This is a genomic window from Streptomyces sp. NBC_01551 (assembly GCF_026339935.1).
In the GTDB taxonomy this organism is placed as follows: Bacteria; Actinomycetota; Actinomycetes; order Streptomycetales; family Streptomycetaceae; genus Streptomyces.
The window spans coordinates 42352-68527 of the sequence record NZ_JAPEPX010000001.1; the positions used below are offsets into that span (position 1 = coordinate 42352).

A 26176-nucleotide genomic window follows, 5' to 3' on the forward strand; every position below is an offset into this window, starting at 1 on the left:
CCAGTTCCTCGGGAAGGCAGTCGGACAGCCGTTCCCATGGGTTCCCGGCGGAGCGGAGGAAACTGGTGGAGCACCGCGGAGAAAGGGATCACAGCCATCCTGAACTCCCTTGCACGACAGTGGAGTTGAGGGGAAGGGTCGCGGAGTTCGTCCGCGACCGCGTCATGCGCCTCGAGCCCGTGATCGACGCGGGCGGGCCGGCCGCGGCCGCCGCCCTGCGGGATCTGCGGGCCCAGGCGAAGGAGGCGGGCCTGTGGGCGCTGCCGCTGCCCGTCGAACTGGGCGGCCAGGGACTGCCGCTGGCGCAGTACGCCCGGATCGCCGAGGCGGAGGGAGCGAGCGACCACGGGCCGGCGGCCCTGGGCTCCGCGTCGCTGCTGGACGCCACCATGCTGTGGAACCACGGCAGCGACCGGGTCCGCGAGCGGTATCCGGCGCGGCTGGCCTCCGGGGAGCTGCGCGCCTGCTACGCGATGACCGAACCCGACACCCCGGGCACCGACCCCTTCCTCACCGCGACCCGCGCCGAGGAACAGCCGGACGGCAGCTGGCGGGTGAGCGGCCGCAAGTGGTTCACGTCGGGCGCCGCCGACGCCGACCTGGTCACCGTCCTCGCCCGCACCGACGGGGACCCCGGCGACCGCACCGGGCTCTCGCTCCTGCTGGTTCCCACCGGGTCCCCGGGCTTCCGGGTGGTACGCGAGCTGCCGCTGTTCGGGGCCACCGGCCAGTGGGAGATCGCGTTCGACCGGGTCGCCGTGCCCGCCGACCACCTCGTCGGCAAGCGCGGACATGCCCTGGCCATCGCGGGCGAGCGGCTCCAGCTGGGCCGGACCCTGCGCTGCCTGCGCTGGCTCGGCCAGGCGCAGCGCGCCTTCGACCTGATGTGCGAGCGCGCGGGCTCCCGCAGCGGATCACGCGGTCCGCTGGCCGGCCACCAGCTCGTCCAGCAGCACGTCTTCGAGGCGCTGCTCGCCCTGCGCACCACCCGGCCGCTGGTCCACGAGGCGGCGGATCGGATCGCCGCCGGGCTCGACGCGCACGTCGAGGTGGGTCTGGCCAAGGTCGCCGCGGCCCGCATGCTCCAACAGGTCGCGGACGCCGCCATCCAGGTCCACGGCGCGGCAGGGCTCGGCCCCGACACCCCGCTGCCCGCGCTCTTCCGCACCGGGCGTGCGGCACGCATCCTCGACGGCCCGGACGAACTCCACATCAGCTCCGTGGCCCGCCGGGTGCTACGCGCCTACGAGCCCTGACACGCGCGGCGTGCCCCTCGGATCGGCGCCCGGGGCGGTCCCCGGCGCGGTTCAGGCGTCGCGGATGTCGATCAGGTCGGTCAGTGCGGCCAGCCCCAGTGCCAGGAAGTAGTCGCCCCACACCAGCTCGTGCCGCACGGCGACGCCCTTGCCGGCGTCGTAGCAGCCGTCCAGCAGCCTGCCCCGGATCAGGTGCTCGGCGACCAGGCGCTCCAGGATCGCGACGGCCCGGTACGCGTACCGCGGCGCCCGGGCGCCCGGGACCCGGGCGAGTTTCAGCAGCGCGACGGCCGCGATCGCGGCGGCGGAGGTGTCCGGCGGGCCGGCGGGCCGCGCCGCGTCGGCCGGCGGGACCAGCGGGGAGTCGGGCCGCGTCCACGGCCCGGCCAGCCGCTCCGCCACCGCCTCCCACTCGGGGGCCGCACCGGCGCAGACGGCGGGGCGGTGCAGGGCGTCGGCCACCGCAAGGAGCAGCCACGCGTCGCCCCGGCTCCAGCCCGCCGCCGGCTCCTCGCACGCCCGCCAGCCCGCCGCCGCGTCGAACTCCCGGGCGGGTACGGTGTGCCCGCCCTCGCCGAGGCACAGGTCGAGGTGGCGCCGCAGGTGCGATGCGGCGGCCTCGGCGCCCTCCGGTCCCGCGGCGGCGAGCAGCGGCACCATGCCCGGCACGCCGTCCACCCGGGCCAGCAGCCTGGGTCCGCCGAAGGCCGACCCCCAGGGCACCAGCCCGAGTTCGGGGTCCATCGCGGCCAGCGCGGCCCGCGCCGCCCGGGTCCGCAGGGCCCGCGCCGCGGCGTCGCCGTCGGCGTGCGCGGTCGCGTACCAGAGGATCAGCCCGCGCGTGGAGGTGTCGGCCTCGACCCAGCCGGCCAGCCGCGCCGTGCACGCGGCGGCGGCCGCCCGGTCGCTCGCGGCGCCGGTGTGCCGGGCCCGCAGCCACAGCAGTCCGGCCCAGAAGCCGCCGGTCCACGAACCCCGGCCGGTGGTCACCCATCGCCCCGTGTCCGGATCGGCGTACAACGGGAACCGCTCTCCCGCCTCGGCCAGGGTGACGGCCGCGCGGTCGAGGATGTCGGCCAGGGCGCGGCCCGCCCAATCGGGTGTCGGCGTCATGCCGGGACCTCCGTGCCCGGCAGCCGGCGTTCGCGTACCGCCCAGGTCGTCGCGACCACGCCGGCCGCGGCGAACTCGGCGGCGACGAGCAGCCAGCCCGGCCCGTACCGGCCCGCCTCCGCCAGGACGCCGAAGAGCGGCGGTCCGAGCGCGAATCCGGCGAAGAACCCGGCGGCCACCAGCGCGGAGTCCTGCCCGGCCCGGCCCGGGGCGGCCCGCTGCATCACCAGCACCATCGAGACGGCGTTGCCGGAGACGGCGAACACCCCGACGGCGACGACGGCCGGCCAGACCAGCGGCGGCACGGACATCGCGGCGGCCAGCAGGACCGCCGCCACGACCGCCCCCGCCGCCAGCCCGCCGGGCAGCCACTCGGCGCGCCCCGGCCGGGCCGCCTTCGACCAGCCGACCCGTCCGGCGATGCCCGCGACGCCGAGCACGGCCACCAGGGCCGCGGCCGCCGTCGGTCCCATGCCGAGCTCCTGGGCGCCGAAGAGCGCCACGTACGTGTTGACCGAGGCGATCCCGCAGCCCAGGAAGAACGAGAAGACGGCCAGCCAGGCGATCGCGCCGCGCGGCACCAGCGACGCGCGCGGCGGCGCCGCCTTCGCCGGCGGGTCGGCGGGCAGGGCGCGCCACCCCCAGAGCGCGGCGAGCGCGGCCGTCGCGGCCGCCGTCCACACCGCGCCGCGCCAGCCGACCCCGCCGGCCAGCGCAGCGAGCGGCAATCCGGCGGCGAACGCGCCGAGTTGGACTCCGGACTGCTTCATCCCGGTCACGGCGCCGCGCCGGGCGGGCGCGACGGCGGCCAGGATCGCCTTGTTGGTCGCCGGATTGGCCAGCGCCTGCGGCAGCCCGCCCAGCGCGACGGCGGCGAGGAGGAACCCCGGCCCGGGTGCGGCCCCGATCAGCGCGAGCGCCACCGCGGACACCAGCAGCAGGACGACGAGGGAGCGCCGCGGCCCGATCCGGTCCACGACCCGCCCGCCGACGGGCGACAGCACGGCGGCCGCCCCGAACCCGATCGTGGTCGTCAGTCCGAGGACGGTCGGCGAGACGCCCAGCTCGCGCACCAGCCTCGGGCCGAGGGCGCCGAGCAGGAACAGTTGCAGCATGGAAAAGGCCATGGCGCTGGTGAGCAGCGCCGTCAGCCGGCCGTCTTCCCGCGCTTCGGCCGCCTGCGCCGAAGCCGTCCGCTCCCCCACCGCTGACTCCGTTCCGTGGCTGACATCCGTGGCCGGCATTCCGGTCCGGGACAGGAGTCGGATCGGTGAACAGGCAGGTTCCCGGCGCCCGTTGTGGCGTAGGACACAGGCGTTTTGTCAGGTCGCGCCAACTTTCGACGGCCCTCTGTGAGCTCCACCGGAGGGATGCGACGATGAGCCCGCCATGACTCCCGGTCGATGTTGCCGCGCACTCAGGGCCGCGATGTTCGCGGCCACCTGTGTGCTGCTCGCATCCCTGGGGCACCTCCTCATGTCGGGGGCGGCCGTCCCCTGGCGGGCGGTGGCCGCCGCGCTCGCGGTCACCGGCGCGGTCGCCTGGGTCCTCGCCGGTCGCGAACGCGGCCTCCTTGCCGTCACCTCCGCGACGGTCGCCGTCCAGGCGGTCCTGCACACCGGGTTCTCCCTGGCCCAGGCGCTGGCCCAGGCGGCGGCTCCGTCGCGGCCCGAGGGCGTTTCGGTGGCCCAGCAGTGGGCCCAGTACCTGCTCTGCGGCCCGACCGCACGGCTCTCCCGCGCCGAGGCCGTACGGGTGGTGCGGGACGCGGGTCTCGGGAGCCGGCTGGAGCTGCCTCCGCCCGGCGAGGGCGGCCACGCCCACCACGCCGCGCACGCGATGGCCGATGCCGGTACGGCCATGACCACCGTGCCGATGCCCGCCGGGCACGACATGGGCTCGATGTCGCCGACCGGCATGCTGGCCGCACACCTGCTGGCCGCGCTCCTGTGCGGCCTCTGGCTCGCCTACGGGGAGCAGGGCACGTTCCGCGTCCTGCGCGCGGTCGCCGGGCTGCTTCTCGTACCCCTGCGCCTGGCCTTCCGCCTCCCCGCACCTCCCGACCGTCCCCGCCTGGGCGCCCGCCGCGGCCACCGGTCGCGCCCGCCGCGCGGGTTCCTGCTCGTCCACGCCATCACCTCACGGGGTCCGCCCGCGGGAACCGCTGTCATCTGACAGCCGGCTCACCGACGCGCGCGAGGACGTACCGCTCGCCACGCGCCTCGGTCATCGGTCATGCCGTCCGGCAGGCCGTACCGCTCACCGGCCCGCCCCGCTCCCGTTGCGCGCGCGGCGCCGGACCCGGATTCCGGATTCCCAGAAGGACATCAGGCGATGCCCCCTGCCCTGCTTCCCCCTCCGGCCGTCGTCGAGACGGCACCCTCACGCCACACCGGCGGCCCCGACGAGTCGACGACCCTGCTGGCGCTCGCCGCCCACGACGGCGACCCCGACGCGGTGGACCGCTTCGTCCGCGCCCTGCACCGTGACGTGTGGCGCTACGTGGCGTACCTCAGCGCCGATCCGCAGTCGGCGGACGACCTGACACAAGAGACCTTCCTGCGGGCCCTGGGCAGCCTGCACCGGTTCGAGGGCCGCTCCTCAGCCCGCACCTGGCTGCTCTCCATCGCCCGGCGCACCGTCATCGACAGCCTCCGCCACAAGGCGGCCCGCCCCCGGATCTCCGACCGGGACGACTGGCAGAGCGCCGCCGAACGGACCCAGCCCCGCGATCTGCCAGGCTTCGAGGACGGGATCGCCCTGGCCGAGCTGTTGGCCGCGATCCCCGCCGAACGGCGTGACGTGTTCGTCCTCACCCAGGTCCTGGGGCTCCCCTACGCCGAGGCGGCGACCGCCCTCGGCTGCCCGATCGGCACGATCCGCTCCCGGGTGGCCCGTGCCCGCGCCTCGCTCGTGGAACTCCTCACGGACACCTCTCACGCGTCGGTCGCCGGCCCGCCCGCCTCCGGGGCGAAGTAGTCGCTCGCCGACATCTCCGTACCGCCCTCGGTGCGTACGCGGACCAGCGACAGCCCTCTGCCCGGCGCCTCGTCGTCCGGCCCCGCCACGATGACCAGGCCGTCGGTCTCCGAGCGCACCACGCGCCCGGGCGCGCCGCCGTACCGGCCTTCGGTGGCGGCGGCCGCCAGGATCTCCAGGCGCCGGCCGCGGTGGTGGGTGTACGCGCCGGTCCTGCCGCGGGACTGGGCGCGCACGAGGTGCTCGATGTCCTCGGCGGAGCGGTTCCAGTCGATGCGCAGGGCCTCGACGGACCGGGCGCCGGCCGGTCGCGGCGGGTCGGTGTCCGGGGCGGCGGCCTCCGCCGCCGCGGCGTCGGGGTCCTCGTGCACCGTGTGGGAGGGGGTGGTGTCGAAGTGCCGGTGCACACGGCGCAGCAGGGAGCCGAGCTGGGCGCGTTCCCCCGCGGTCAGGGGGGCCAGGAACTCCTCGTCGGTGGAGGAGATGTCCGCGTTGAGCCGGGCCAGGGCCGCGCGGCCTTCCCGGGTGAGTTCGACGACGACCCGGCGGCGGTCGGCGGTGTCGCGGACGCACTCGACGTACCCGGACCGGGCCAGGTCGTTCACGACCTTGACGAGGTCGCTGGCGTTCATGTCGAGCCGGTTCGCCAGGGTTCCCTTGGACTGGGGGCCGAGGTCGCCGAGCAGGGCGAGCACGGTCAGGTGCCACAGGCGCAGGCCGTGTTCGGTCAGTTTGGCCGTGAGCCTGCGGCGGGCCGCCTTGCCGATCGCGTACACCAGGTAGGCGTTGAGATCGAGCACGCTCGGCGGTGTCGCGCTCGTCGGCTCCGGTACGGCGGCGCCCCTTCCCTCCCGCTGTCCGGCCCCGCCCGTTGCCGGTCTGTGCGCGGCGGCCGCGTCCGCGCTCCGCGGCGCCGGCGGGGCGCCGGGGGGCGGGTCGGGGTTGGTCAGGGCGTCGAGTACGCGCGCCCAGTCGGTCTGTGTGTTCGCCGTGCCGATGATGACGAACGCAGGCCCCGCAGCGCCCCCGTTGGCCTCCGCCGCGACCGGATGTTCCATCAGTTTTCCCTCGCTCCCCGTCCGTTCGAACACGTGGGCCGCCGCAATGACATCGCCGCCGCGCGGATCGGGTGATCCGCGCGGCGGCGAAGGGGCGGCCGGTCAGGTCCGCCCCGCCGGTCAGGGGCGGCAGTCAGGGGCGGCCGGTGAGGTATCCGCCCATCGAAGTGAAGTACTCGGTCGCGGGCAGTTCCCGGCCGTCCTCGGTACGGACCCGGGTGATGGCGAGTCCGTGGTTTCGTCCGGTGCGGGCGTCGGCTCCGGCGACGATGACCACCCCGTCGCCCTCCCGGTAGAAGATCCGGCCCGGCGTTCCCCCGTACCTGCCCTCGGAGACCACGGCGGCCAGGACCTCGAGGCGGCGGCCGCGGTGGTGGGTGAAGGCGCTCGGGTAGGGGGCGGACTGGGCGCGCACGAGGCGTTCCAGGTCCTCGGCCGGCCAGTTCCAGTCGATCCGGATGTCCTCCTCGGCCCGCTTGTGGAAGAAGCTCGCCTGCGAGCGGTCCTGTCGGGTGAACTCGGTACGGCCGGAGGCGATCAGGTCCAGGGCGGCGACGACGACCGGGGCGATCAGGTCGACCGTCTTGTGGAACAGGTCGGTCGCGGTGTCGGTGGGGCCGACGGGTACCGCCTGCTGGACCACGATGTCCCCGGCGTCGAGCACCTCGTCCATCAGGTGCGCGGTGACGCCGACTTCGGGCTCGTTGTTGATCAGGGCCCAGATCAACGGGGAGAACCCCGCGTACTTCGGCAGCAGCGAGTCGTGCACGTTGAGCGTGCCGCGGCGGGGCAGGGAGTAGATGCGCGGAGGGATCCAGGTGCGCCAGTTGTTGGCGACGATGATGTCGGGGTCCGCCTCCTTGAGGCGGGCGAACAGCTCCTCGTCGTCGGGGCGGTTGCGGATGACGACCGGTACGCCGTGCTCCGCCGCGAGGTCGGCGACCGAGTCGCTCCAGATCTTCTCGTAGGCGTGTTCGCTCTTGGGGTGCGTGACGACCAGCACCACGTCGTGCTCGGAGTCCAGAAGCGCTTGCAGGGTGCGATGCCCCCAGGTCTGATATCCGAACATGACGACCCGCATGCGGTTCCTCCTCATACGAACGGTGGACTACTCCTAGTAAAGCAAGGCTTACCTAACTACGCAACAACCCTATTTTCAGGGCTATTTGACATCTGGAATCACCCACAAGAGAGCCCCCGGCCCATCGACAGGGGCTTGTAGATCAGGTTAGCCTTCCCTAAGTTCCACCTGCAGTCGCGCGTCGGCATGCCTTGCTTCCGCCCTTCCCTCACGCCCGGCGAGCTGCCATCCCCCCGATGGGAGTGACATGTCACAAGCTCCTCCTGACGATGCACCACTGATCCACGACCTCATCGGAATCGGCTTCGGCCCCTCCAATGTGGCCATGGCCATCGCACTCAGCGAACACAACGCGAGCGTCGACAGGCAGGGCGCGGTCACTGCTCACTTCTTCGAGCAGCAGCCCCGTTTCGGCTGGCACCGCGGCATGCTGATCGACGACGCCACCATGCAGGTCTCCTTCCTCAAGGACCTGGTGACCCTGCGGAACCCGGCGAGCGAGTTCAGCTTCCTCTGCTACCTGCAGAGCAGGGGCCGGCTCGTCGACTTCGTCAACCACAAGAACCTCTTCCCGCTGCGCGTGGAGTTCCACGACTACTTCGAGTGGGCCGCGGCCAAGGTCGACGACATGGTGTCCTACGGGCACCAGGTCACCGCCGTACGGCCCGTCGTGCGCGACGGGGTGGTCCAGTACGTCGACGTGATCGCGCGCTCCGGCTCGGAACCGGTGGTCCACCGGGCCCGCAACCTCGTCATCGGCACCGGGCTGCGCCCGCAGATGCCCGACGGCGTCGGGCGCACGGAGCGGATCTGGCACACCTCCGACCTGCTGACCCGGGTCGACTCCCTCAAGGACACCGACCCGTCCCGGTTCATCGTGGTCGGCGCCGGCCAGAGCGCCGCGGAGAACGTGTCCTTCCTGCACCGCACCTTCCCCGAGGCCGAGGTCTGCGCCGTCTTCTCCCGGTACGGCTACAGCCCGGCCGACGACAGCGGGTTCGCCAACCGGATCTTCGACCCGGAGGCGGTCGACGAGTACTTCACCGCCCCGGAGGACGTGAAGCGCAAGCTCATCGCCTACCACGCCAACACCAACTACTCCGTGGTGGACATCGAGCTGATCGACGAGCTCTACCGGCAGCAGTACCAGGAGAAGGTGCTCGGCACCGAGCGGCTGCGCTTCCTGAAGGTCTCCCGCCTCACCGACGTGGTCGAGACCCCGCACAAGGTGCGCGCCACCGTGGAGTCGCTGGTGACCGGCGAGCGGACGCCGCTCGACGCCGACGTGCTGATCTACGCCACCGGGTACCGGTCGGCCGACGCGCTCGGGCTGCTCGGCGAGCTCGGGCGCCACTGCCGGCTCGACGAGCGGGGCCGGGTCCGGGTCGAGCGCGACTACCGCGTGACGACCGGCCCCGAACTGCGCTGCGGGATCTACCTCCAGGGCGGTACCGAGCACACCCACGGCATCACCTCGTCCCTGCTGTCGAACACCGCGGTCCGGGTCGGGGACATCCTGCGGTCGATCATCGACCGCGGTCCGGAGCCCGCCGGCGGACCCCGCCGAGCCGCCGACGAGATCGGCTCCGCCCTCTAGCGCCCCACACCGTCGCGGTGGCCCGGCGTGCGAAGGGAGCGCGCCGGGCCGGTGCGACGCGCAGGTCGAAGCACCCCGAAGTCCCCGTGAAAGGAAACACCCGTGCCCTTTGGTACACGCACCGCGCCGATGCGGTTCACCCGTCTCCTCCCACGCGTGGCCGTCGCGGCGGCGGCCGCGCTCGCGCTGGCCGCGTGTGGCGGCAAGGACGCCGACACGACGGACAAGGCTGACAGTCCCAAGAGCGGGGAGCCCGGCGCGGCGGCCGGCGCCTTCCCCGTGACGGTCGAGCACAAGTACGGCAGCACGGCGATCACCGCGCAGCCGAAGAAGGTCGTCACGCTCGGCCTGTCCGACCAGGACGCCGTCCTCGCCCTCGGCATCAAGCCGGTCGGCGCGGTCGACTGGTTCAAGGAGCAGCCGTACGGCAAGTGGCCCTGGGCCAAGGACCTGTGGGGCTCCGCTCCCCCGCAGGTCGTAGGAGAGCGCGACGAGTACAACATGGAGAAGATCGCGGCCCTCAAGCCCGACCTGATCATCGCGCAGTACTCGGGCATGAAGAAGGAGCAGTACGACACGCTCTCCAAGATCGCCAAGGTGGTGGCACAGCCCAAGGGCTCGGAGGACTACCAGGCGACCTGGCAGGTGATGACCAAGCAGATCGGCAAGGCCCTCGGCAAGGACGCCGAGACCGACAAGCTCATCGCGGGCATCGACGCGCGCTTCAAGGCCGTCCGGGACAAGCACCCGGAGTGGAAGGACAAGACGGTCACCGTCGGGGAACCCTACGAGCCGGGCAAGTTCTCGGCGTTCTCCCCCAAGGACCCCAAGGTCATCTTCCTGAGCGGGATGGGCTTCACCACGTCCGAGGCCTACCGCACGGCCCTCGGCAAGGAGAACGTCGCCGACCTCAGCTCCGAGCGCCTGGACGTCATGGAGGCCGACCGCACCGTCTGGCTGGGCAACGCGCAGACGGAGGCCGCCATGAAGGCGGACCCGCTCTACCAAAAGACCAAGGTGCACCAGGAGAAGCGGGACCTCTTCCTGCCCTACGACAACCCCGACATCGGCGCGGCGCTCTCCTTCAACACGGTCCTGAGCATCCCGTACGCCATCGACCAGGTCGTCCCGAAGCTCGAGGCCATCAAGTAACGCAGCGACGCAGCGACACCGACACGCGCGAACCAGGGAAGGGCTGATCGAACGATGTCTGACGCCGCCGAACCGGACGACAACCCGGCAGCATCCGCTCCCGGAAGCCCGTCCACCCCCGAAATCCGGGTCACCGGCGGTCAGTCGGGGATCTGGCCGGCCCAGCGGATCGAGCCGGACAGCCCGGCCTACAACGTCACGTTCACCCTGGAGCTGCGCGGTGACGTCGACCTCGACCGCCTGGCCGCCGCCGTGCGCCAGGTGGTCGAGGAGGCCGAGTGCCTGCACGTGCGGTTCACGGCCGAGGCCGACGGCCGGCCCCGCCAGAGCGTCCGGCGGTTCCCGGTGCGGGTGGCGACCGTCGACCTGCGGACCGCGGCGGACGCCGAGTTCGCGGCCTGGGACTGGCTGGAGGCGGACCGCCGCCGGCCCATGGACCTCGCGCGGGGCCCGCTCTTCCGGCACGCCCTGATCCGGCTCGCCGACGACCGGGTCCTGTGGTACCAGTGCTACCACCACATCGTCATCGACGGACTGAGCGTCGGCCTGCTCTCCCGCAGGGCCGGGGAGATCTACTCCGCCGACCGGCCCGTCGAGGAGGTCGACTGGGCCCTCTCCCGGCTCCCGGCCTCCGAGGCCGCCTACCGCTCGTCGGCGCGGTACGAGGCCGACCGCGCCTACTGGCTGGAGCGGCTCGCCGACCGGCCCGACCCGGTCCGTCTCGTCGAGCGCCGGCCCGAGGTGATCGCCCGCCGCGTGCGGTGCACCGACGAGCTCTCGGCGCAGGACACGGCGCGGCTGCGGGAGGCCGCCGCCAAGGCCGGCGTACGGCTGTCCCGGCTGCTCGTCGCGGCCGTCGCCGGCTATCTGCACCGGGCGACCGGCGCGCGGGACCTCGTCCTCGGACTGCCCGTCACCACCCGCTTGGACCCCGAGGCCGTGCACGTCCCCGGCATGGTGTCCAACATCGTCCCGCTGCGCCTGGCGGTCCGCCCGGGCATGACCGGGACGGAGCTGCTGCGCGAGGTGACCGGGCGGATCGCCGAGGCCGTGGAGCACAGCCGCTACCGGGCCGAGGACCTGGCCAAGGACCTCGGCCTCGTCGAGGGGGTGGCGGAACTCGTCGGGCCGACGGTCAACGTGCTTCCCGGCACCGGCTGGCTGTGCTTCGGCGACCACCCGGGGGACCTGCGCCCGCAGTGGACGGGACCGGTCAGCGACCTGGCCGTCACGGTCGGCGAATCGCAGCGCGGCGCCGTCCGCTTCCACTTCGACGCCGACGCGGACGTGATCGGCGACGAGGAGGTCGGCGCCCACGCGCGGCGGTTCCGGATGGTCCTGGACGCGCTCGTCGCGAGCCCGGACCAGCCGGTCGGGCGGATCGAACTCACCTCCGGGCCCGAGCGGGAGCACCTGCTCACCGCCCTCGGTGTCGCGCCGTACGACACGCGGGAGGTGTCCTGGCCGACCGCCTTCGAACACCGCGCCGCGCTCGCGCCCCAGCGGACCGCCCTGGTGTGCGAGGACCGCGTCCTGTCCTACGGGGAGCTGAACGCGGCCGCCAACCGGCTGGCCCGGCTGCTGACGGCGCGCGGGGTGGGCGCGCGGGACGTCGTCGCCGTGGCCGCCCCGCGCTCCCCCGAACTCGTCGTCTCCCTGCTGGCGGTGATGAAGGCGGGCGCGGCGTACCTGCCGCTGGACGCCGACCACCCCCGGGAGCGGATCGCCTACATGCTCGCCGACTCCGGTGCGCGGACGGTGATCACCACCCGGAAGGCGGCGGAAGGCCTGCCGGACGGGGGCCCGGCCGGTGCGGCGGACGTCCGGCGGCTGGTGCTGGACGATCCGGCCGTCGCCGCCGCCCTCGCCGCGCAGGACGCCTCGGACCCCGGGGTGCCGATCGCCCTGGACCAGGCCGCGTACGTCATCTACACCTCGGGGTCCACCGGCCGCCCCAAGGGCGTGGTGGTCCCCCACGACGGCATCGGGAGCCTGATCGCCACCGCCACCGAGCGGATCGGCATCGACGAGGACAGCCGTGTCGTGCAGTTCGCCTCGGTCGGGTTCGACGTCACCGTATGGGACCTGGTCATGTCGCTGTGCGTCGGCGGCCGGGTCGTCCTCGTCCCCGCCGAGCGGCGGGTCGCCGGGCCCGCCCTGACCGACTACGTCCGCGAGCACCGCGCGACCCACATGATCCTGCCCCCGTCCCTGGTCTCGGCACTGCCGCCGGAGTGCGAACTGCCCGAGGGCGCGGTGCTCGTGGTCGGCACCGAGGCCGTGCCGGGCGAGCTGATCGCCCGCTGGGCCGGGCGGCTGCGCGTCGTCGTCGCGTACGGGCTGACCGAGGCGAGCGTCAACTCGACGCTGTGGACCGCGGATCCCGGGCGCCCCGGGCCGGCCCCGATCGGCCGCCCCGACCCCAACACGCGGGCCTACGTGCTCGACTCCGCGCTGCGCCCCGTCCCGGTGGGCGTCGAGGGCGAGCTGTACGTAGCGGGGCGCGGCCTGGCCCGCGGCTACCTGGGACGGCCCGCCCTGACCTCGGAGCGGTTCGTCGCCGACCCGTACGGGGCGCCGGGCGCACGGATGTACCGGACGGGCGACCGGGTGCGCTGGGCCGCCGACGGCAATCTGGAGTTCCTTGGCCGCGCGGACGGCCAGTTCAAGATCCGGGGCCACCGGATCGAGCCGGGCGAGATCGAGAGCGCCTTCATGGCCTGCCCGGGCATCGCGCAGGCCGCCGTCCTGGTCCGCGAGGACCAGCGGGGGGCCAGGCGGCTGGTCGCGTATCTCGTGGCCGGCGGGGAGGGCGTGGACGCCGACGCGATGGTGAGCGCCGCCCGGGCCCGGGTGGCGGACGTACTGCCGGAGCACATGGTGCCCTCGGCGGTGGTGCGCCTGGGCGGGCCGCTGCCCCTGACGCCCAACGGGAAGCTCGACGCCCGCGCGCTGCCCGTGCCCCGGTGGGCGGCGCTGACCGGCGACGCGGCGCCGACGACCCCGGCCGAGGCGGTGCTCGCGGGCCTGTTCGCCGAGGTCCTCGGGCTGCCCTCGGTGGGCGTCCACGACAGCTTCTTCGCGCTCGGCGGCGACAGCATCGTCGTGATCCGGCTGGTCACGCTGGCCCGCGAGGCCGGGATCGCGCTCAGCCCCCGCGACGTCTTCCGGCTGCGTACGGTGGCGGCGCTCGCGCACGCCGCGGGGAGCCCGGACACGGCGCCCCCGACGGCCGCCGCGCCGCCCGAGCCGTTCTCGCTCATCGCGCTGACCGGAGCCGAGCGGGACGCCTTCGCCGCCGCCGTCCCGGACCTGGTGGACGTCGTCGCGGCCACGCCGCTCCAGGAGGGCTTCTTCTTCCACGCCCAGATGGACGGGGCCGGGGCGGACGGATACGCCGTGCAGGACACGGTCGAGCTGGCGGGCGATGTGGACGCGGACGCGCTCCGGGTGTCCGTACAGCACCTCCTGGACCGCCATCCGCTGCTGCGGGCGGCGTTCGTCCAGCGCCCGGACGGGCCGGTGGTCCAGCTCGTCGCCGGGCAGGTGTCCCTGCCGTGGACCCGCGCCGACCTCTCGGGGCTCGACCCGGTGCGGCAGGCCGCCGCGGTGGAGGAGGCCGCGGCCGCCGAACGGGCCCTCGGCTTCGACCTCGGCCGGCCGCCGCTGCTGCGGGCCGCGCTGCTGAGACTGGGCCCGGAGCGGTCGCTGCTGGTCCTGACCCTGCACCACATCGTGGCCGACGGCTGGTCGGTGTCCCTCCTGATGCGGCAGCTGCTGGACGGCTACCGGCCCGGCGAGGCGCTCGCGCGGCCCGAGCCCGATCCCGGCTACCGGGCCTACGCGGGCTGGCTCGCCGGGCTCGACCGGGAGCGGGCCGCCGCCGCCTGGCGGGCGGCGCTGGCGGGGCTCGCCGGGCCGGCCGGGCTGCCCGTACGGCCGGTGGCGCCGGGCGGCGGCGGGAGCGGCCGGATCACCCTGGACCTGTCCTCGGCGGAGACGGCCGCGCTCACTGCGCGGGCCCGGGAGCTCGGGCTGACCCTCGCCGCCGTCGTCCAGGGCGGGTTCGGCCTGGTCCTCGGCGATGTGCTCGGCGCGCACGACCTCGTCCTCGGGGTCACCGTCTCGGGCCGGCAGGCCCCGGTCGTCGGAGTCGACTCGCTGGTCGGCCTGCTGATCAACACCGTCCCGGCACGGCTCGCGTGGCGCCCCGAGCAGTCGTTGGCCGAGGTGCTGGCCCGGTTCCAGGAGAGCCAGGCCGAGCTGATGGAGCACCAGCACCTCGGGCTCGCGGACATCCAGCGGGCCGCCGGGCGCGGCGAGCTGTTCGACGCGCTGGTGGTGGTCGAGAACCTGCCGGGCGGGGGCGAGCCCAGCGATCCCGCCGGCCGGATCCGGATCACCGGCTCCCGCGTCCGGGACGCCGTGCACTACCCGCTCGCGCTCACGGTGCTGCCGGGCGAGCGGCTGCGCCTCCAGCTCGACCACGACCGGGCCCGGCTGGACGACCCGGCCGCCCGGCGGTTCGCGGACCGGCTGCGCGCCCTGCTGGGGCAGCTGGCCGCCGACCCCGCGCTGCCGGTCGCCCGCGTCGGCCGGGGGCCCGCCCCGACCTGGCGGCCGGGGCGCGGCGCCCGCTGCCCGACGCCACCGTGTCCGCGGTGTTCACCGCGCAGGCCCGCCGGAGTCCGGACGCGGTCGCGCTGCGCCACGGGGACGGCGGGACCCGCTACGCCGAACTGGAGGCGCGGGCCCAGGCGTTGGCGCACCGGCTGGTGGCCGAGGGGGCGGGTCCCGAGACCGTGGTCGCGGTGGCGGTACCCCGCTCGGCGGCCGAGGTGGTGGCGCTGCTCGGGGTGCTCGAAGCGGGCGCCGTGTACCTGCCGGTCGATCCGGGCCTGCCGCAGGAGCGCGTCCGGTACATGCTCGCCGACTCCGGGGCACGGATCCTGGTCGCCGCCGCGGAGGCGGGGGCCCTGCCCGCCGGCGCCGACGGGCTGCGCACCGTACGGCTGGACGCGGACGGGAAGGTGGCGGGGGCGTCCGTACGGGCTCTGCGCGCGCTGCCCGTCGCGGATCCGGACGCCGCCGCGTACCTCATGTACACCTCGGGGTCCACGGGCCTGCCCAAGGGCGTGGTGGTGAGCCACCGCGCGCTGGCGGGCCAGCTCGCCTGGACGGCGCGGGAGTTCGGCTTCGGTCCGCACGACCGGGTGCTGCACCAGTACGGGGCGGGCTTCGACCCGTCCCTGCAGGAGGTCCTCGTCCCGCTGCTGACGGGCGGGACGGTCGTGATCGCGAAGCCGGACGGGCACCGCGACCCGGCGTACCTCACGGCGCTGATCCGCACCGAACGGGTCACCACCGTGGACCTCGTGCCCTCCCTGTACGCCGCGCTGCTGGCCGAGGACGCCGGAGAGGCCGGGGGCGGCGGGCCGTGGTGGTCCGCGCTGCGCAGGGCGTTCAGCGGCGGCGAGGCCCTGCCGGTCCCGCTCGCGCGGCGCTGGCGGGAGCTCACCGGGGTGCCGCTGTTCAACGTGTACGGGCCGACCGAGGCGGTCATCCAGGTCTCCGGCTGGGAGGCGGGTGCGGAACCGCTTCCCGGACCCGACACGGCGGGACCCGGCGCGGCGGGACCCGGCGCGGCGGGACCCGGCGCCGCGGCGGGCACCGTGCCCATCGGCCGCCCGGTGTGGAACACCCGGCTCCACGTGCTCGACCGGTACCTGCGGCCGGTGGCCGCGGGAGAGCCGGGCGAGCTGTACATCGCCGGCGCCCAGCTGGCCCGCGGCTACCACGCGCGCCACGCCCTCACGGCGGAGCGCTTCGTCGCCGACCCGTTCGGCGCCCCGGGAGAGCGGATGTACCGCACCGGGGACCTCGTCCGATTCACCGCGGACGGTGTGCTCACGTATCTGGGGCGCACCGACCACCAGGTCAAGATCAGGGGTAACCGGGTGGAACTCGGGGAAGTCGAAGCACGTCTGCGCGCCGAGCCCGCCGTCGGGGAGGCGGTCGTCGTCGCCCGCGCCGACGAGCGCGGCGCCACCCGGCTGGTGGCCTACCTGGTCGCCGCCGACGCGGCGGCGGGCCTGGACGTCGAGGCGGTGCGGCGGTCCCTGGACGGCTCGCTGCCCGCGCCCATGGTGCCGGGCCACTTCGTGACCCTCGACGCGCTGCCGCTGACGCCGGGCGGGAAGACCGATCTCGCGGCCCTGCCGGCGCCCGAGGTCCGGCGCCGTTCCCGGCAGACCCCGGCGGGCTCCGCCGAGGACCGCGAGCAGCGGCTGCGCGTGGTGTTCGCGGAGGTGCTCGGCCTCGACGAGGTCGGCGGCGACGAGGACTTCTTCGTGCTCGGCGGGGACAGCATCCTGTCCATGTCGGTCGCCTCCCGGGCCCGCGGGGCGGGGCTGGCGGTCACGCCCCGGGCCGTCTTCGAACACCGCACCCCGGCCGCGCTGGCGGCCGCCGTCGGGGCGGCCGCAACGACGGCGACCCCCCGGGCCGCGGATTCCGACGCAGTGGGCGATCTGCCGCTGCTGCCCATCGTCCACCAGCTCCGCGAGGACGGCGGGCCGATCGGCCGCTTCAACCTGTCGATGCTGCTCCAGGCCCCGGCCGGGGCGGACACCGGTTCCCTGGCCCGGGTGCTCCAGGCGGTCCTGGACCACCACGACGGCCTGCGTCTGGTGCTGTCCCGGATGGAGCTCGGCCCGGCGATCCCGGCGCTGTGGTCGGCCGCGATCCGCCCGCCGGGCGTGGTGGACGCGGCGGGGCTGCTGCGCCGCGCCGACGCGCGGGGGCTGGACGACGCCGCGCTGCGGTCCCTGATCGCCGAGGAGTCCGACGCCGCCGTCTCGCGACTGGACCCCGACACGGGGGCGGTGCTGCAGGCGGTCTGGTTCGACACGGGGGCGGCGACGCCGGGCCGGCTGCTGCTCGCCGTCCACCACCTGGTGGTCGACGGGGTGTCCTGGCGGGTGCTGCTGGGCGATCTGGCCGCCGCGTGGGAGGCCGTGGTGCGGGGCGAGCGGCCCGTGCTGGAGCCCGTGGCGACCTCGCTGCGGCGCTTCGCCCGGGAGGTCGCCGAGCAGGCGACGTCCCCGCGCCGCCAGGCCGAACTGCCGTACTGGGCGAAGGTGCTGGCCCCGGGGGCGGAGCTGCTGCCGGGCGCGGTGCGGACCGGGACGGCGGGGTCGGCGCGGGAGCACCGGACCCGCCTGGGCACCGAGGAGACCCGGGCGCTGCTGACCGCCGTGCCGGCGGCCGCCGGGGCCGACGTCACCGAGGTGCTGCTGACGGCGCTGCGGCTCGCGGTCACCCGCCGGGGCGGCAGGCCCGACGGCGAACTCCTCGTCGACCTGGAGCGGCACGGCCGCGAGGGGTACGGGGACGGCCCGGACCTGTCCCGTACGGTGGGCTGGTTCACCGGCCTGCACCCCGTGCGGCTGCCCGCCGCGGGCGACCCGGTCGAGCTGCTCGGGCGGGTGAAGGAGGCGGTGCGCTCGGCTCCGGACTCCGGCGCCGGGTACGGCATGCTGCGCTACCTCAACCCGCAGCTCGCCCCCGTCTTCGCGCAACTGTCGGGCGCGCAGCTGCTGTTCAACTACTTCGGCCGGCTGCCCGCGGAGCAGACCCGCGACTGGGCTCCCGCCGCCGAGGCCGACGCGCTGCGCGTGGAGCCCGACGCCGGGCTCGCCATGCCGTACCCGCTCCAGGTCAACGCCGTCTGCGCGGACACCCCGGACGGTCCGGAGCTGCGCAGCACCTGGACGTGGCCGCGGAGCGAGGGCGGGGCGCTGACCGCGCGGGACGTGGCGGAACTCGCGGACGCCTGGACGGCGGCCCTGCGCGAGCTGATCGGGCACGCCGGGCAGGACGTACCGGGCGCCCGGGGGCTCACGCCCGCGGACCTGCCGCTCGTAGGCCTCACACCGCAGGAGATCGCGCTGGTCGAGCGGGTCAGCCCGGTCCCGGTCGCGGACATCTGGCCGCTGTCCCCACTCCAGGAGGGCATCCACTTCCACGCCAGCTACGACGCCGCCGCGCTGGACGTCTACACGGCCCAGGACTGCTTCGACTTCGACCGCCGCCTCGACATCGAGCGGCTGCGCGCGGCCTGCGCGGCGCTCCTGGCCCGGCATCCCGGGCTGCGCACCGGGATCACCGGCGACGGCCTGCCGGGCCCCGTCCAGTTCGTCAGCCCGCCCGACGGGATCCCGGCGCCGCTCACCGAGACCGACCTGACGGGCCTGTCCGAGCAGGAGCGCCGGCTGCGCCTCGCCGAGATCTCCGAGGCGGACCGGCTGGCCCGGTTCGACCTGGCGGCGCCCCCGCTGTTCCGGCTCCGGCTGGTCCGGCTGACCCCGGACACCGACCGGCTGATGCTCAGCCACCACCTGGTGGCCTGGGACGGCTGGTCGCAGGCCCTGTTCCTGGAGGAGCTGCTCGGCCTCTACGAGAGCGCCGGGGACGCCCGCGGCATGGGCGCGCCCGGAAGCTACCGCGACTACCTGGCCTGGCTCGCCGGACAGGACCTCGACGCGGCCCGGGAGACCTGGCGTACCGCCCTGTCCGGGCTCGCGGAACCGACCCTGGTGGCCCGGCAGCAGGGCGGCGAGCCGACGATCCCGCGCCGTCGCGCGCTCGATCTGGGCCCGGAGCTGAGCGAACGGCTGCGCCGGTGCGCCCGGGAGCACGGGCTGACGGTCAACGCGGTGCTGTCCACGGCGTGGGCCCTGGTGCTGTCGGCCGCCGTGGGCCGCGACGACGTGGTGTTCGGCGCCACCGTGGCCGGGCGCCCGGCGGAGGTGCCCGGCGCGCGGACGGCGATCGGCATGTTCCTCAACACGGTCCCGCTGCGGGTGCGGCTGCGGCCCGGGGAGTCGGTGCTGGACCTGCTGCGCCGGACCCAGTCCGAGCGGGTGGCGGTGATGGACCACGAGTACCTGGGGCTCGCGGAACTCCAGCGGGCCGGCGGCCAGGGGGCGCTCTTCGACACCCTGTACGTCCTGCAGAACTTCGCCGACGAGGACGCCTTCCGGCGGCTCACCGACCGGCACGGCATCACCGGCGTGGACAGCGTGGACGCCACGCACTATCCGATGACCCTGATCGTCAACCCGGCCGCGACGGTCACCGTGAAGCTGGAGTACCGGCCCGACCTGGTCGGCGACGCGCAGGCGGCGGCCACCCTGGAGCGCTACCGGGCCCTGGTGCGACGGCTGCTCGACGGCCTCCCGGAGCCGGTCGCGGCGCTGGACCTGCTGCTGCCCGCCGAGCGCGCCGAGCTGGTGGCCGCCCTGGAGGCGGGCGAGCAGCCGGTGCCGAACGAGACGGTCGCCGACATGCTGGCCGACCAGGTCGGCCGGACCCCCGACGCGCTCGCGCTGGTCTTCGGCGAGCAGGCGCTCACGTACGCGGAGCTGGACGCCCGGATCAACCGGCTGGCCCGGCTGCTGCTGGCCCGGGGCGCGGGGCCCGAGCGGGTCGTCGCCCTGGCGCTGCCGCGCTCGATCGAGATGGTGGTGGCCCTGTTCGCGGTACTGCGCACGGGCGCCGCGTACCTGCCGCTCGACCTGGACCACCCGGTGGACCGGCTGCGCCTGATGATCGAGGACACCGGGCCGCTGTGCCTGCTGTCCACGGCGGCGGTCGCGCCGACGCTGCGGGGGCCGGCGGGTCCGCTCGCCCCCGAAGTCGCCCTGGACGACCCGGAGGTCACCGCCGCCCTCGCCGCGCTCCCGGGCACGGCGGTCGGTGACGCCGAGCGGCCCGCGTTCGCGCACACCGCCCCGGACCGGCTGGAGCACCCGGCGTACGTGATCTACACCTCCGGCTCGACCGGCCGTCCCAAGGGCGTCGTCACCCCGTACCGGGGGCTGACGAACATGCAGCTCAACCACCAGGTGGAGATCTTCGACCCGGCCATCGCCTCGGCGGGCGGCCGGCGGCTGCGGATCGCGCACACCGTGTCCTTCGCCTTCGACATGTCCTGGGAGGAGCTGCTCTGGCTCGTCGAGGGCCATGAGGTGCACGTGTGTGACGAGGAGCTGCGGCGCGACGCCGCCGCCCTGGTCGCCTACTGCGACCTGCACCGCGTCGACGTGGTCAACGTGACCCCGACCTACGCCCAACTGCTCATCGAAGAGGGGCTGTTGGAGCACGACGAGGCCGCGGGCAGACACCGTCCCGCGCTGGTGCTGCTGGGCGGTGAGGCCGTGTCCGACGCCGTGTGGACGCGGCTGGCCCGTACGGAGCACACCTACGGCTACAACCTGTACGGCCCGACCGAGTACACGATCAACACGCTCGGCGGCTCCACCGAGGACAGTGCCACCCCGACGGTCGGCCGGCCGATCCGCGCGACCCGGGGCCATGTCCTCGACACGATGCTGCGGCCCGTCCCGCCCGGCTGCCCTGGCGAGCTGTACATCTCCGGAGCGGGCCTGGCGCGCGGCTACCACGACCGGCCGGGCCTGACGGCGGAACGGTTCGTAGCCGACCCCTTCGGGGCGCCGGGCGAGCGGATGTACCGCACCGGAGACCTGGTACGACAGCGCCCGGACGGGCTGATCGACTTCCTCGGGCGGACCGACGACCAGGTCAAGATCCGCGGCTACCGGGTGGAGCTGGGCGAGATCGGCGCGGCGCTGTCCGACCACCCGCGGATCGCCCACGCGGCCGTCGTCGTGGCGGAACACGCGGGGAACAAGCGGCTGGTGGGGTACGTGGTGCCCGAGCCGGGAGCCGACGGCGGCGACACGCTGCTCACGGCGGTGCGCGAGCACCTGAAGTCGGTCCTGCCCGGCTACATGGTCCCGGCGGCGCTGGTCGCGGTGGACACGCTCCCGCTGACCGTCAACGGCAAGCTCGACGTGCAGGCCCTGCCGGCGCCGGACCCCGCCGCCTCCGGCACCCGCCGCCCGCCCCGCTCGCCGCGCGAGGAGACGCTGCGCGCCCTCTTCGCGCAGGTGCTGGGGCTGCCCGAGGACGGTGTCGGCATCGACGACTCCTTCTTCGACCTCGGCGGCCACTCCCTGCTGGCCACCCGTCTGATCAGCCGGGCGCGGACCGCGCTGTCGGCGGAGCTGGCGATCCGGGACCTGTTCGAGGCGCCGACGGTGGCCGAACTGGCCGAGCGGGCCGGGCGCGGGGCGGACGCCGCACGGCCCGCGCTGACCGCCGGCGAGCGGCCCGAGGAGCTGCCGCTGTCCCACGCCCAGCAGCGGCTGTGGGTGATCCAGCAGATCGAGTCGGCCTCGGCCGCGTACAACTTCCCGCTCGTGATGCGGCTGCGCGGTTCCCTCGACCTGGCCGCGTGGCGGGCGGCGCTGGCCGATGTCACGGCCCGCCACGAGGCACTGCGCACCCTGTTCGCCACCCGGGAGGGCCGGGTGTTCCAGCGGGTGCTGCCCGCCGCACAGGCCCGGCCGGTGGTGGACGTCGTCGGCGCCGACGAGGAAGAGCTGCCCGCCCTGATCGACGCGGCGGTGAGCCGCCCGTTCGATCTCGCCGCCGAACTCCCCGTCCGCGCCACCGTCTTCGCGGTGGGCCCCGAGGACCACGTCGTCGTCCTGCTGCTGCACCACATCACCACCGACGAGTGGTCGGACCGGCCCTTCCTCGGCGACCTGGCCGCCGCCTACGCCGCCCGCCGGGCCGGCGGCGAGCCGCGCTTCGAGCCGCTGCCCGTGCAGTACGCGGACTACGCGCTGTGGCAGCGCCGGCTGCTCGGCGGCGCCCTTGACGCAGGGAGCCTCGCCGCCCGGCAGCTGGAGTACTGGCGCACCGCGCTGGAGGGCGCGCCGGAGGAGATCGAGCTGCCGGCCGACCGGCCCCGGCCCGCCCGGCCCGCCTTCACCGGGGGCGAGCTGGACATCGAGTTCGACGCCGAGACCCACCGGGGGCTACGGCGGCTCGCCCGGGAGCACAACGCCAGCATGTTCATGGTGGTGCACGCGGCCGTCGCCGCGCTGCTGCACCGGATGGGCGCCGGCAGTGACATCCCGATCGGCTCGCCCATCGCGGGGCGGGGCGACGAGGCGCTCGACGACCTGGTCGGCTTCTTCGTCAACACCCTGGTGCTCCGCACCGACCTGGGCGGGGACCCCGGGTTCGGCGAGCTGCTGGAGCGGGTGCGCGACACCGCGCTGGCCGCGTTCTCGCACGCCGACGTGCCGTTCGAGGCGGTGGTGGAGAAGCTGAACCCGACCCGCTCGCTCGCCCGCAACCCCCTGTTCCAGGTGATGGTGGGCTACCACCGGCGCGTCGGGGAGGAACCGGCCCTGCCCGGGCTGGCGGTGGAGTACGTGCCGTTCCGGATCAGCTCCGCCAAGTTCGACCTCGTGTTCAGCTTCACCGAGCACACGGGCACCGGTACCCGTGATGACGCCGAGGCGCTCGGCTGCCGGCTGGAGTTCGCCTCCGAGCTGTTCGACCGGGAGAGCGCCGAGCTGCTGGGCGAGCGGCTGCGCCGGCTCGTCACGGCGGTGGCCGCGGATCCGCGCCTGCCGGTGTCCCGGCTGGAGATCCTGGACGCCGGGGAGCGACGGCTGGTCCTGGAGGGGTTCAACGCCACCGACCGGGCGGTCGAGGAGGCCGCCCTGCCCGCACTGTTCGGGCGCCGGCTCGCCGAGCGGCCCGGGGCCCCCGCCGTCGTGGACCGGTCCACGACGCTCGACTACCGCGCCCTCGACGCCCGCTCCGACCGGATCGCGCGGCTGCTGGCCGGGCGCGGGGCCGGCGCCGGGAGCGTCGTCGGCGTGGCCGTGCCCCGCTCCGCCGACATGGTCGCCGCGGTGCTCGCCGTCCTCAAGCTCGGCGCCGCGTTCCTGCCGCTCGACCTCGTCCATCCCGCCGACCGGCTCGCGTACATGGTCGCGGACTCGGGCGCCGCGCTGGTCGTCGCGACCGAGTCCGTCGCCGGGAAGCTCCCGGCGGTCGACGGGGTCGCGGCGGTGCTGCTCGACTCCCCCGCCACCGCGGCGGAACTCGACGCGCTGCCGGACGGCCCGGTGGACGCCCCGCCCGTGCTCCTGGACGCCGCCGCGTACGTGATCTACACCTCGGGATCCACCGGCCGCCCCAAGGGCGTGGTCGTCCCGCACGAGGGCATCGCCAGCCTGGTCGCCACCGCGGTGGACCGGATGGGGCTGCGCACCGACAGCCGGGTGCTCCAGTTCGCCTCGATCGGCTTCGACGTCGCCGTGTTCGAGCTGGCGATGGCCCTGTGCCACGGGGGCGCACTGGTGCTCGTACCCGACGAGGCGCGGGTCGCGGGGGCGGCGCTCACCGAGTTCCTCGCCGAGCAGCGGATCACGCACATGATCCTTCCGCCGTCCCTGGTGTCGGCGCTGCCCGCCGGCTGCGAGCTGCCCGAGGGGTCCACGATCCTGGTGGGCACCGAGACGGTGCCGCCGGACCTGTTCGAGCGCTGGGGCGGCAGGGTGAACCTCATCGCGGCCTACGGGCTGACCGAGGCGACCGTGAACTCCACGCTGTGGCCCGCGCGGGAGGCCGGCGGGAGGCCCGGTGGGCGCGTCCCGATCGGGCGCCCCGACCCCAACACCCGCTGCTACGTGCTGGACGCGACCCTCTGCCCCGTCCCGCCGGGTGTCGCGGGCGAGCTGTACGTCGCCGGGCGCGGGCTCGCCCTCGGCTACCTCGGCAAGAGCGCGCTGACCTCCGAGCGGTTCGTCGCCGACCCGTACGGCCCGCCCGGCAGCCGCATGTACCGCACCGGGGACCGGGCCCGCTGGCGAGCGAGCGGTAACCTCGACTTCCTCGGCCGGGTCGACACCCAGGTGAAGATCCGCGGCTTCCGCATCGAGCTGGGCGAGATCGAGTCCGCCCTCACCGCCCACCCCGACGTGGCGCAAGCCGCCGTGGTGGCCGACCGGGACGGGGACATCGTGCGCCTCGTGGGATACGCCGTTCCCGAACGCGGGGAGCTCGACGCCCGGGCGCTGCGGGCGCACGCGGCCGGGCTGCTCCCGGAGTACATGGTGCCCGCCCTCGTGGTGCCGCTGGACGGCCCGCTGCCGCTGACGCCCAACGGGAAGCTGGACCGCAAGGCGCTGCCCGCGCCGGACTGGTCGGGGATGACCGGCGACGCCCGGCCCGCCGATGCCACACAGGCGCGGCTGGCGCGGCTGTTCGGCGAGATCCTCAAGCTGGACGAGGTGGGGGCCGACGACAACTTCTTCGCCCTGGGCGGCCATTCCATGGCGGCCATGCGCCTGCTGGGCCTGATCCGGGCCGAGTTCGGGGCGGAGCTCGGCATCCGCGACGTGTTCGACGCCCTGACGGTGAGCGGCATCGCGGAGCGGCTCGAAGGGGCCGGGGCGGCCCGGCCGCCGCTGCGGCCGGGCGCCGCGGAAGGCGGGGAGACGCCGGCCGCGCCGGTGCAGCGCGCCCAGTGGTCGGCGTACCGGTTCCGGCCAGGCTTCGACAGCGCGCTCGCGCTCCGCTCGGCGGGCCCGCTGGACGCCGGGGCGCTGGCCGAGGCGCTGGGCGACGTGGTCGGGCGGCACGCTCCGCTGCGCACCTCGTTCGCGGAGCACGGGGACGGGCTCCGGCTGCGGGCGGCCGCCGCGCCGCCGGCCCTGGCCGTCGAGCGGTGCGCCGACCTCGACGCCCGGATGGCCGAACTCGCCGGGCAGGCCCCGGACCTGGCGGTGGAGGCGCCGCTGCGGGCTCACCTGCTCCGGGCCCCGGACGGGGCCGAGGCCCTGCTGCTGGCCTCGCACTACCTGGCCGTCGACGAGTGGTCGGTGGTGCCGCTCTTCCGGGATCTGACCACCGCCTACGCGGCCCGGGCCGGCGGCCGGGCGCCCGAGTGGGAGCCGCTCGCGGTGACGTACGCCGACTACGCCCGCTGGGCCCGCGAGGTGCTCGGCGACCTCTCGGAACCCGGCAGCGCGGGCGCGCGGCAGCTCGCGTACTGGAGGCGGACGCTGCGGGACGCACCACGCGCCCTGGCACTGCCGACGGACCGGCCTCGCCCGGCGGATCCCGGCCCGTCGGGGTACACCGCCGGCCGGGTGCCCCTCGTACTCGACCCGGAGCTGCACGCCGGGGTGGACGCGCTGGCCCGGGAGACCGGCACCAGCATGTTCATGGTGCTGCACGCGGCGCTGTCGGCCCTCCTCACCGCCCACGGCGCGGGCACCGACCTGCCGATCGCCACCATGGTCGCGGGCCGGTCCGACGAGCGGCTCGCCCCGCTGGTGGGCTGCTTCCTGAACACGGTGGTGCTGCGCACCGACACCGGGGGCGACCCGACCTTCCGGGAACTGCTGGCGCGGGTACGGGAGACGACGCTGAGCGCGCTGGACCGGCAGGAGGTGCCGTTCGACGAGGTGGCCCGGGTGACGGGGCTGCCGACCCAGGGGCCGCAGGTGCGGGTGGTGCACCACGAGCAGGCGGAGCTGGGTGAGCTGGAGGGCGGCGTGGGCTCCTTCCACGCGGTCCCGGCCGGCCGCACGACGGCGGAGCTGACGCTCGGCTTCTACGAGCCGCGCGGAGACGGGCCGGTGCACGGGGAGCTGATCCACGCGACGGAGCTGCTCGGCCCGGCCAAGGCCCGGCGGCTCGCCGAGGAACTCCACATGCTGATCGGGCATGTGGCCGCAGACCCGCGACAGCCGCTCTCGGAGCTGTTCGCGCTGATGTCCACGAGGACCACGAGGAGTGAGGACGCATGACGACCAACCCGTTCGAGGACCCGCAGGGCAGCTTCCTGGTCCTGGTCAACGAGGAGGGCCAGCACTCGCTGTGGCCGTCCTTCGCCGAGGTGCCGGCCGGGTGGCGGACCGTGTTCGGCGCGGACACCCGGGAGGCGTGCCTGGCCCATGTGGAGGCCAACTGGACGGACTTGCGGCCCAAGAGCCTGATCGCCCGCCAGGACTGACCGCCCTCCAGGGCTGGCCGACCGCCG

11 protein-coding genes and 1 pseudogene are annotated in these 26176 nt (G+C 75.0%); 8 read left to right on the forward strand and 4 right to left on the reverse strand.

The genetic code is table 11. The features are described from left to right. Positions 1-125 precede the first annotated feature (125 nt). Entirely contained in the window at positions 126-1256 is a 1131-nt protein-coding gene (locus OG982_RS00120; RefSeq protein WP_266790878.1) for an acyl-CoA dehydrogenase family protein, read from the forward strand. A gap of 51 nt (positions 1257-1307) precedes the next feature. Here the strand turns inward: OG982_RS00120 and OG982_RS00125 are convergent, their stop codons facing one another. Together OG982_RS00125 and OG982_RS00130 are read right to left on the reverse strand one after the other, a co-directional pair. Beyond that, on the reverse strand, positions 1308-2369 hold the full coding sequence (locus OG982_RS00125; RefSeq protein WP_266790877.1) for a sugar ABC transporter permease: 1062 nt from the start codon (positions 2367-2369) through the stop codon (positions 1308-1310). Further along, complete coding sequence (locus OG982_RS00130) at positions 2366-3496, reverse strand: MFS transporter (RefSeq protein WP_266792313.1); 1131 nt, start codon at positions 3494-3496, stop codon at positions 2366-2368. Before OG982_RS00130 ends, OG982_RS00125 begins: the two co-directional genes overlap by 4 nt. Before the next feature lie 262 nt (positions 3497-3758). On the opposite strand from OG982_RS00130, the gene OG982_RS00135 reads away from it, so the two are divergent. Further along, positions 3759-4544, forward strand: a complete 786-nt coding sequence (locus OG982_RS00135) for a hypothetical protein (protein ID WP_266790875.1) — start codon at positions 3759-3761, stop codon at positions 4542-4544. A gap of 159 nt (positions 4545-4703) precedes the next feature. Further along, a complete protein-coding gene (locus tag OG982_RS00140; RefSeq protein WP_266790873.1) occupies positions 4704-5348 on the forward strand; it encodes a sigma-70 family RNA polymerase sigma factor in 645 nt (214 codons plus the stop codon). On the opposite strand, the gene OG982_RS00145 is transcribed toward OG982_RS00140, so the two are convergent. Continuing rightward, the gene (locus tag OG982_RS00145) at positions 5306-6406 is read right to left on the reverse strand and encodes a MarR family transcriptional regulator (protein ID WP_266790871.1); all 1101 of its coding nucleotides are present in this window, start codon (positions 6404-6406) and stop codon (positions 5306-5308) included. The genes OG982_RS00140 and OG982_RS00145 overlap by 43 nt on opposite strands. A 133-nt stretch (positions 6407-6539) precedes the next feature. After that, complete coding sequence (locus tag OG982_RS00150) at positions 6540-7487, reverse strand: methionyl-tRNA formyltransferase (protein WP_266790869.1); 948 nt, start codon at positions 7485-7487, stop codon at positions 6540-6542. A gap of 247 nt (positions 7488-7734) precedes the next feature. On the opposite strand from OG982_RS00150, the gene OG982_RS00155 reads away from it, so the two are divergent. The 5 genes and pseudogenes from OG982_RS00155 to OG982_RS00175 all read left to right on the forward strand — a co-directional run bounded on the left by OG982_RS00155 (position 7735) and on the right by OG982_RS00175 (position 26149). After that, a complete protein-coding gene (locus OG982_RS00155) occupies positions 7735-9084 on the forward strand; it encodes a lysine N(6)-hydroxylase/L-ornithine N(5)-oxygenase family protein (protein ID WP_266790867.1) in 1350 nt (449 codons plus the stop codon). A 102-nt stretch (positions 9085-9186) separates the two neighbouring features. Continuing rightward, a complete protein-coding gene (locus tag OG982_RS00160; protein ID WP_266790865.1) occupies positions 9187-10236 on the forward strand; it encodes an iron-siderophore ABC transporter substrate-binding protein in 1050 nt (349 codons plus the stop codon). Positions 10237-10290: 54 nt separating this feature from the next. Then, positions 10291-14766: pseudogene (locus tag OG982_RS00165) on the forward strand (amino acid adenylation domain-containing protein); the annotation flags it as partial. Positions 14767-14897: 131 nt separating this feature from the next. Beyond that, complete coding sequence (locus OG982_RS00170; RefSeq protein ID WP_266947680.1) at positions 14898-25943, forward strand: non-ribosomal peptide synthetase; 11046 nt, start codon at positions 14898-14900, stop codon at positions 25941-25943. After that, positions 25940-26149: an MbtH family protein gene (locus OG982_RS00175; protein ID WP_266790861.1), complete on the forward strand. Its 210-nt coding sequence runs from the start codon at positions 25940-25942 to the stop codon at positions 26147-26149. The genes OG982_RS00170 and OG982_RS00175 overlap by 4 nt, the downstream gene beginning before the upstream one ends. Positions 26150-26176 lie beyond the last annotated feature (27 nt).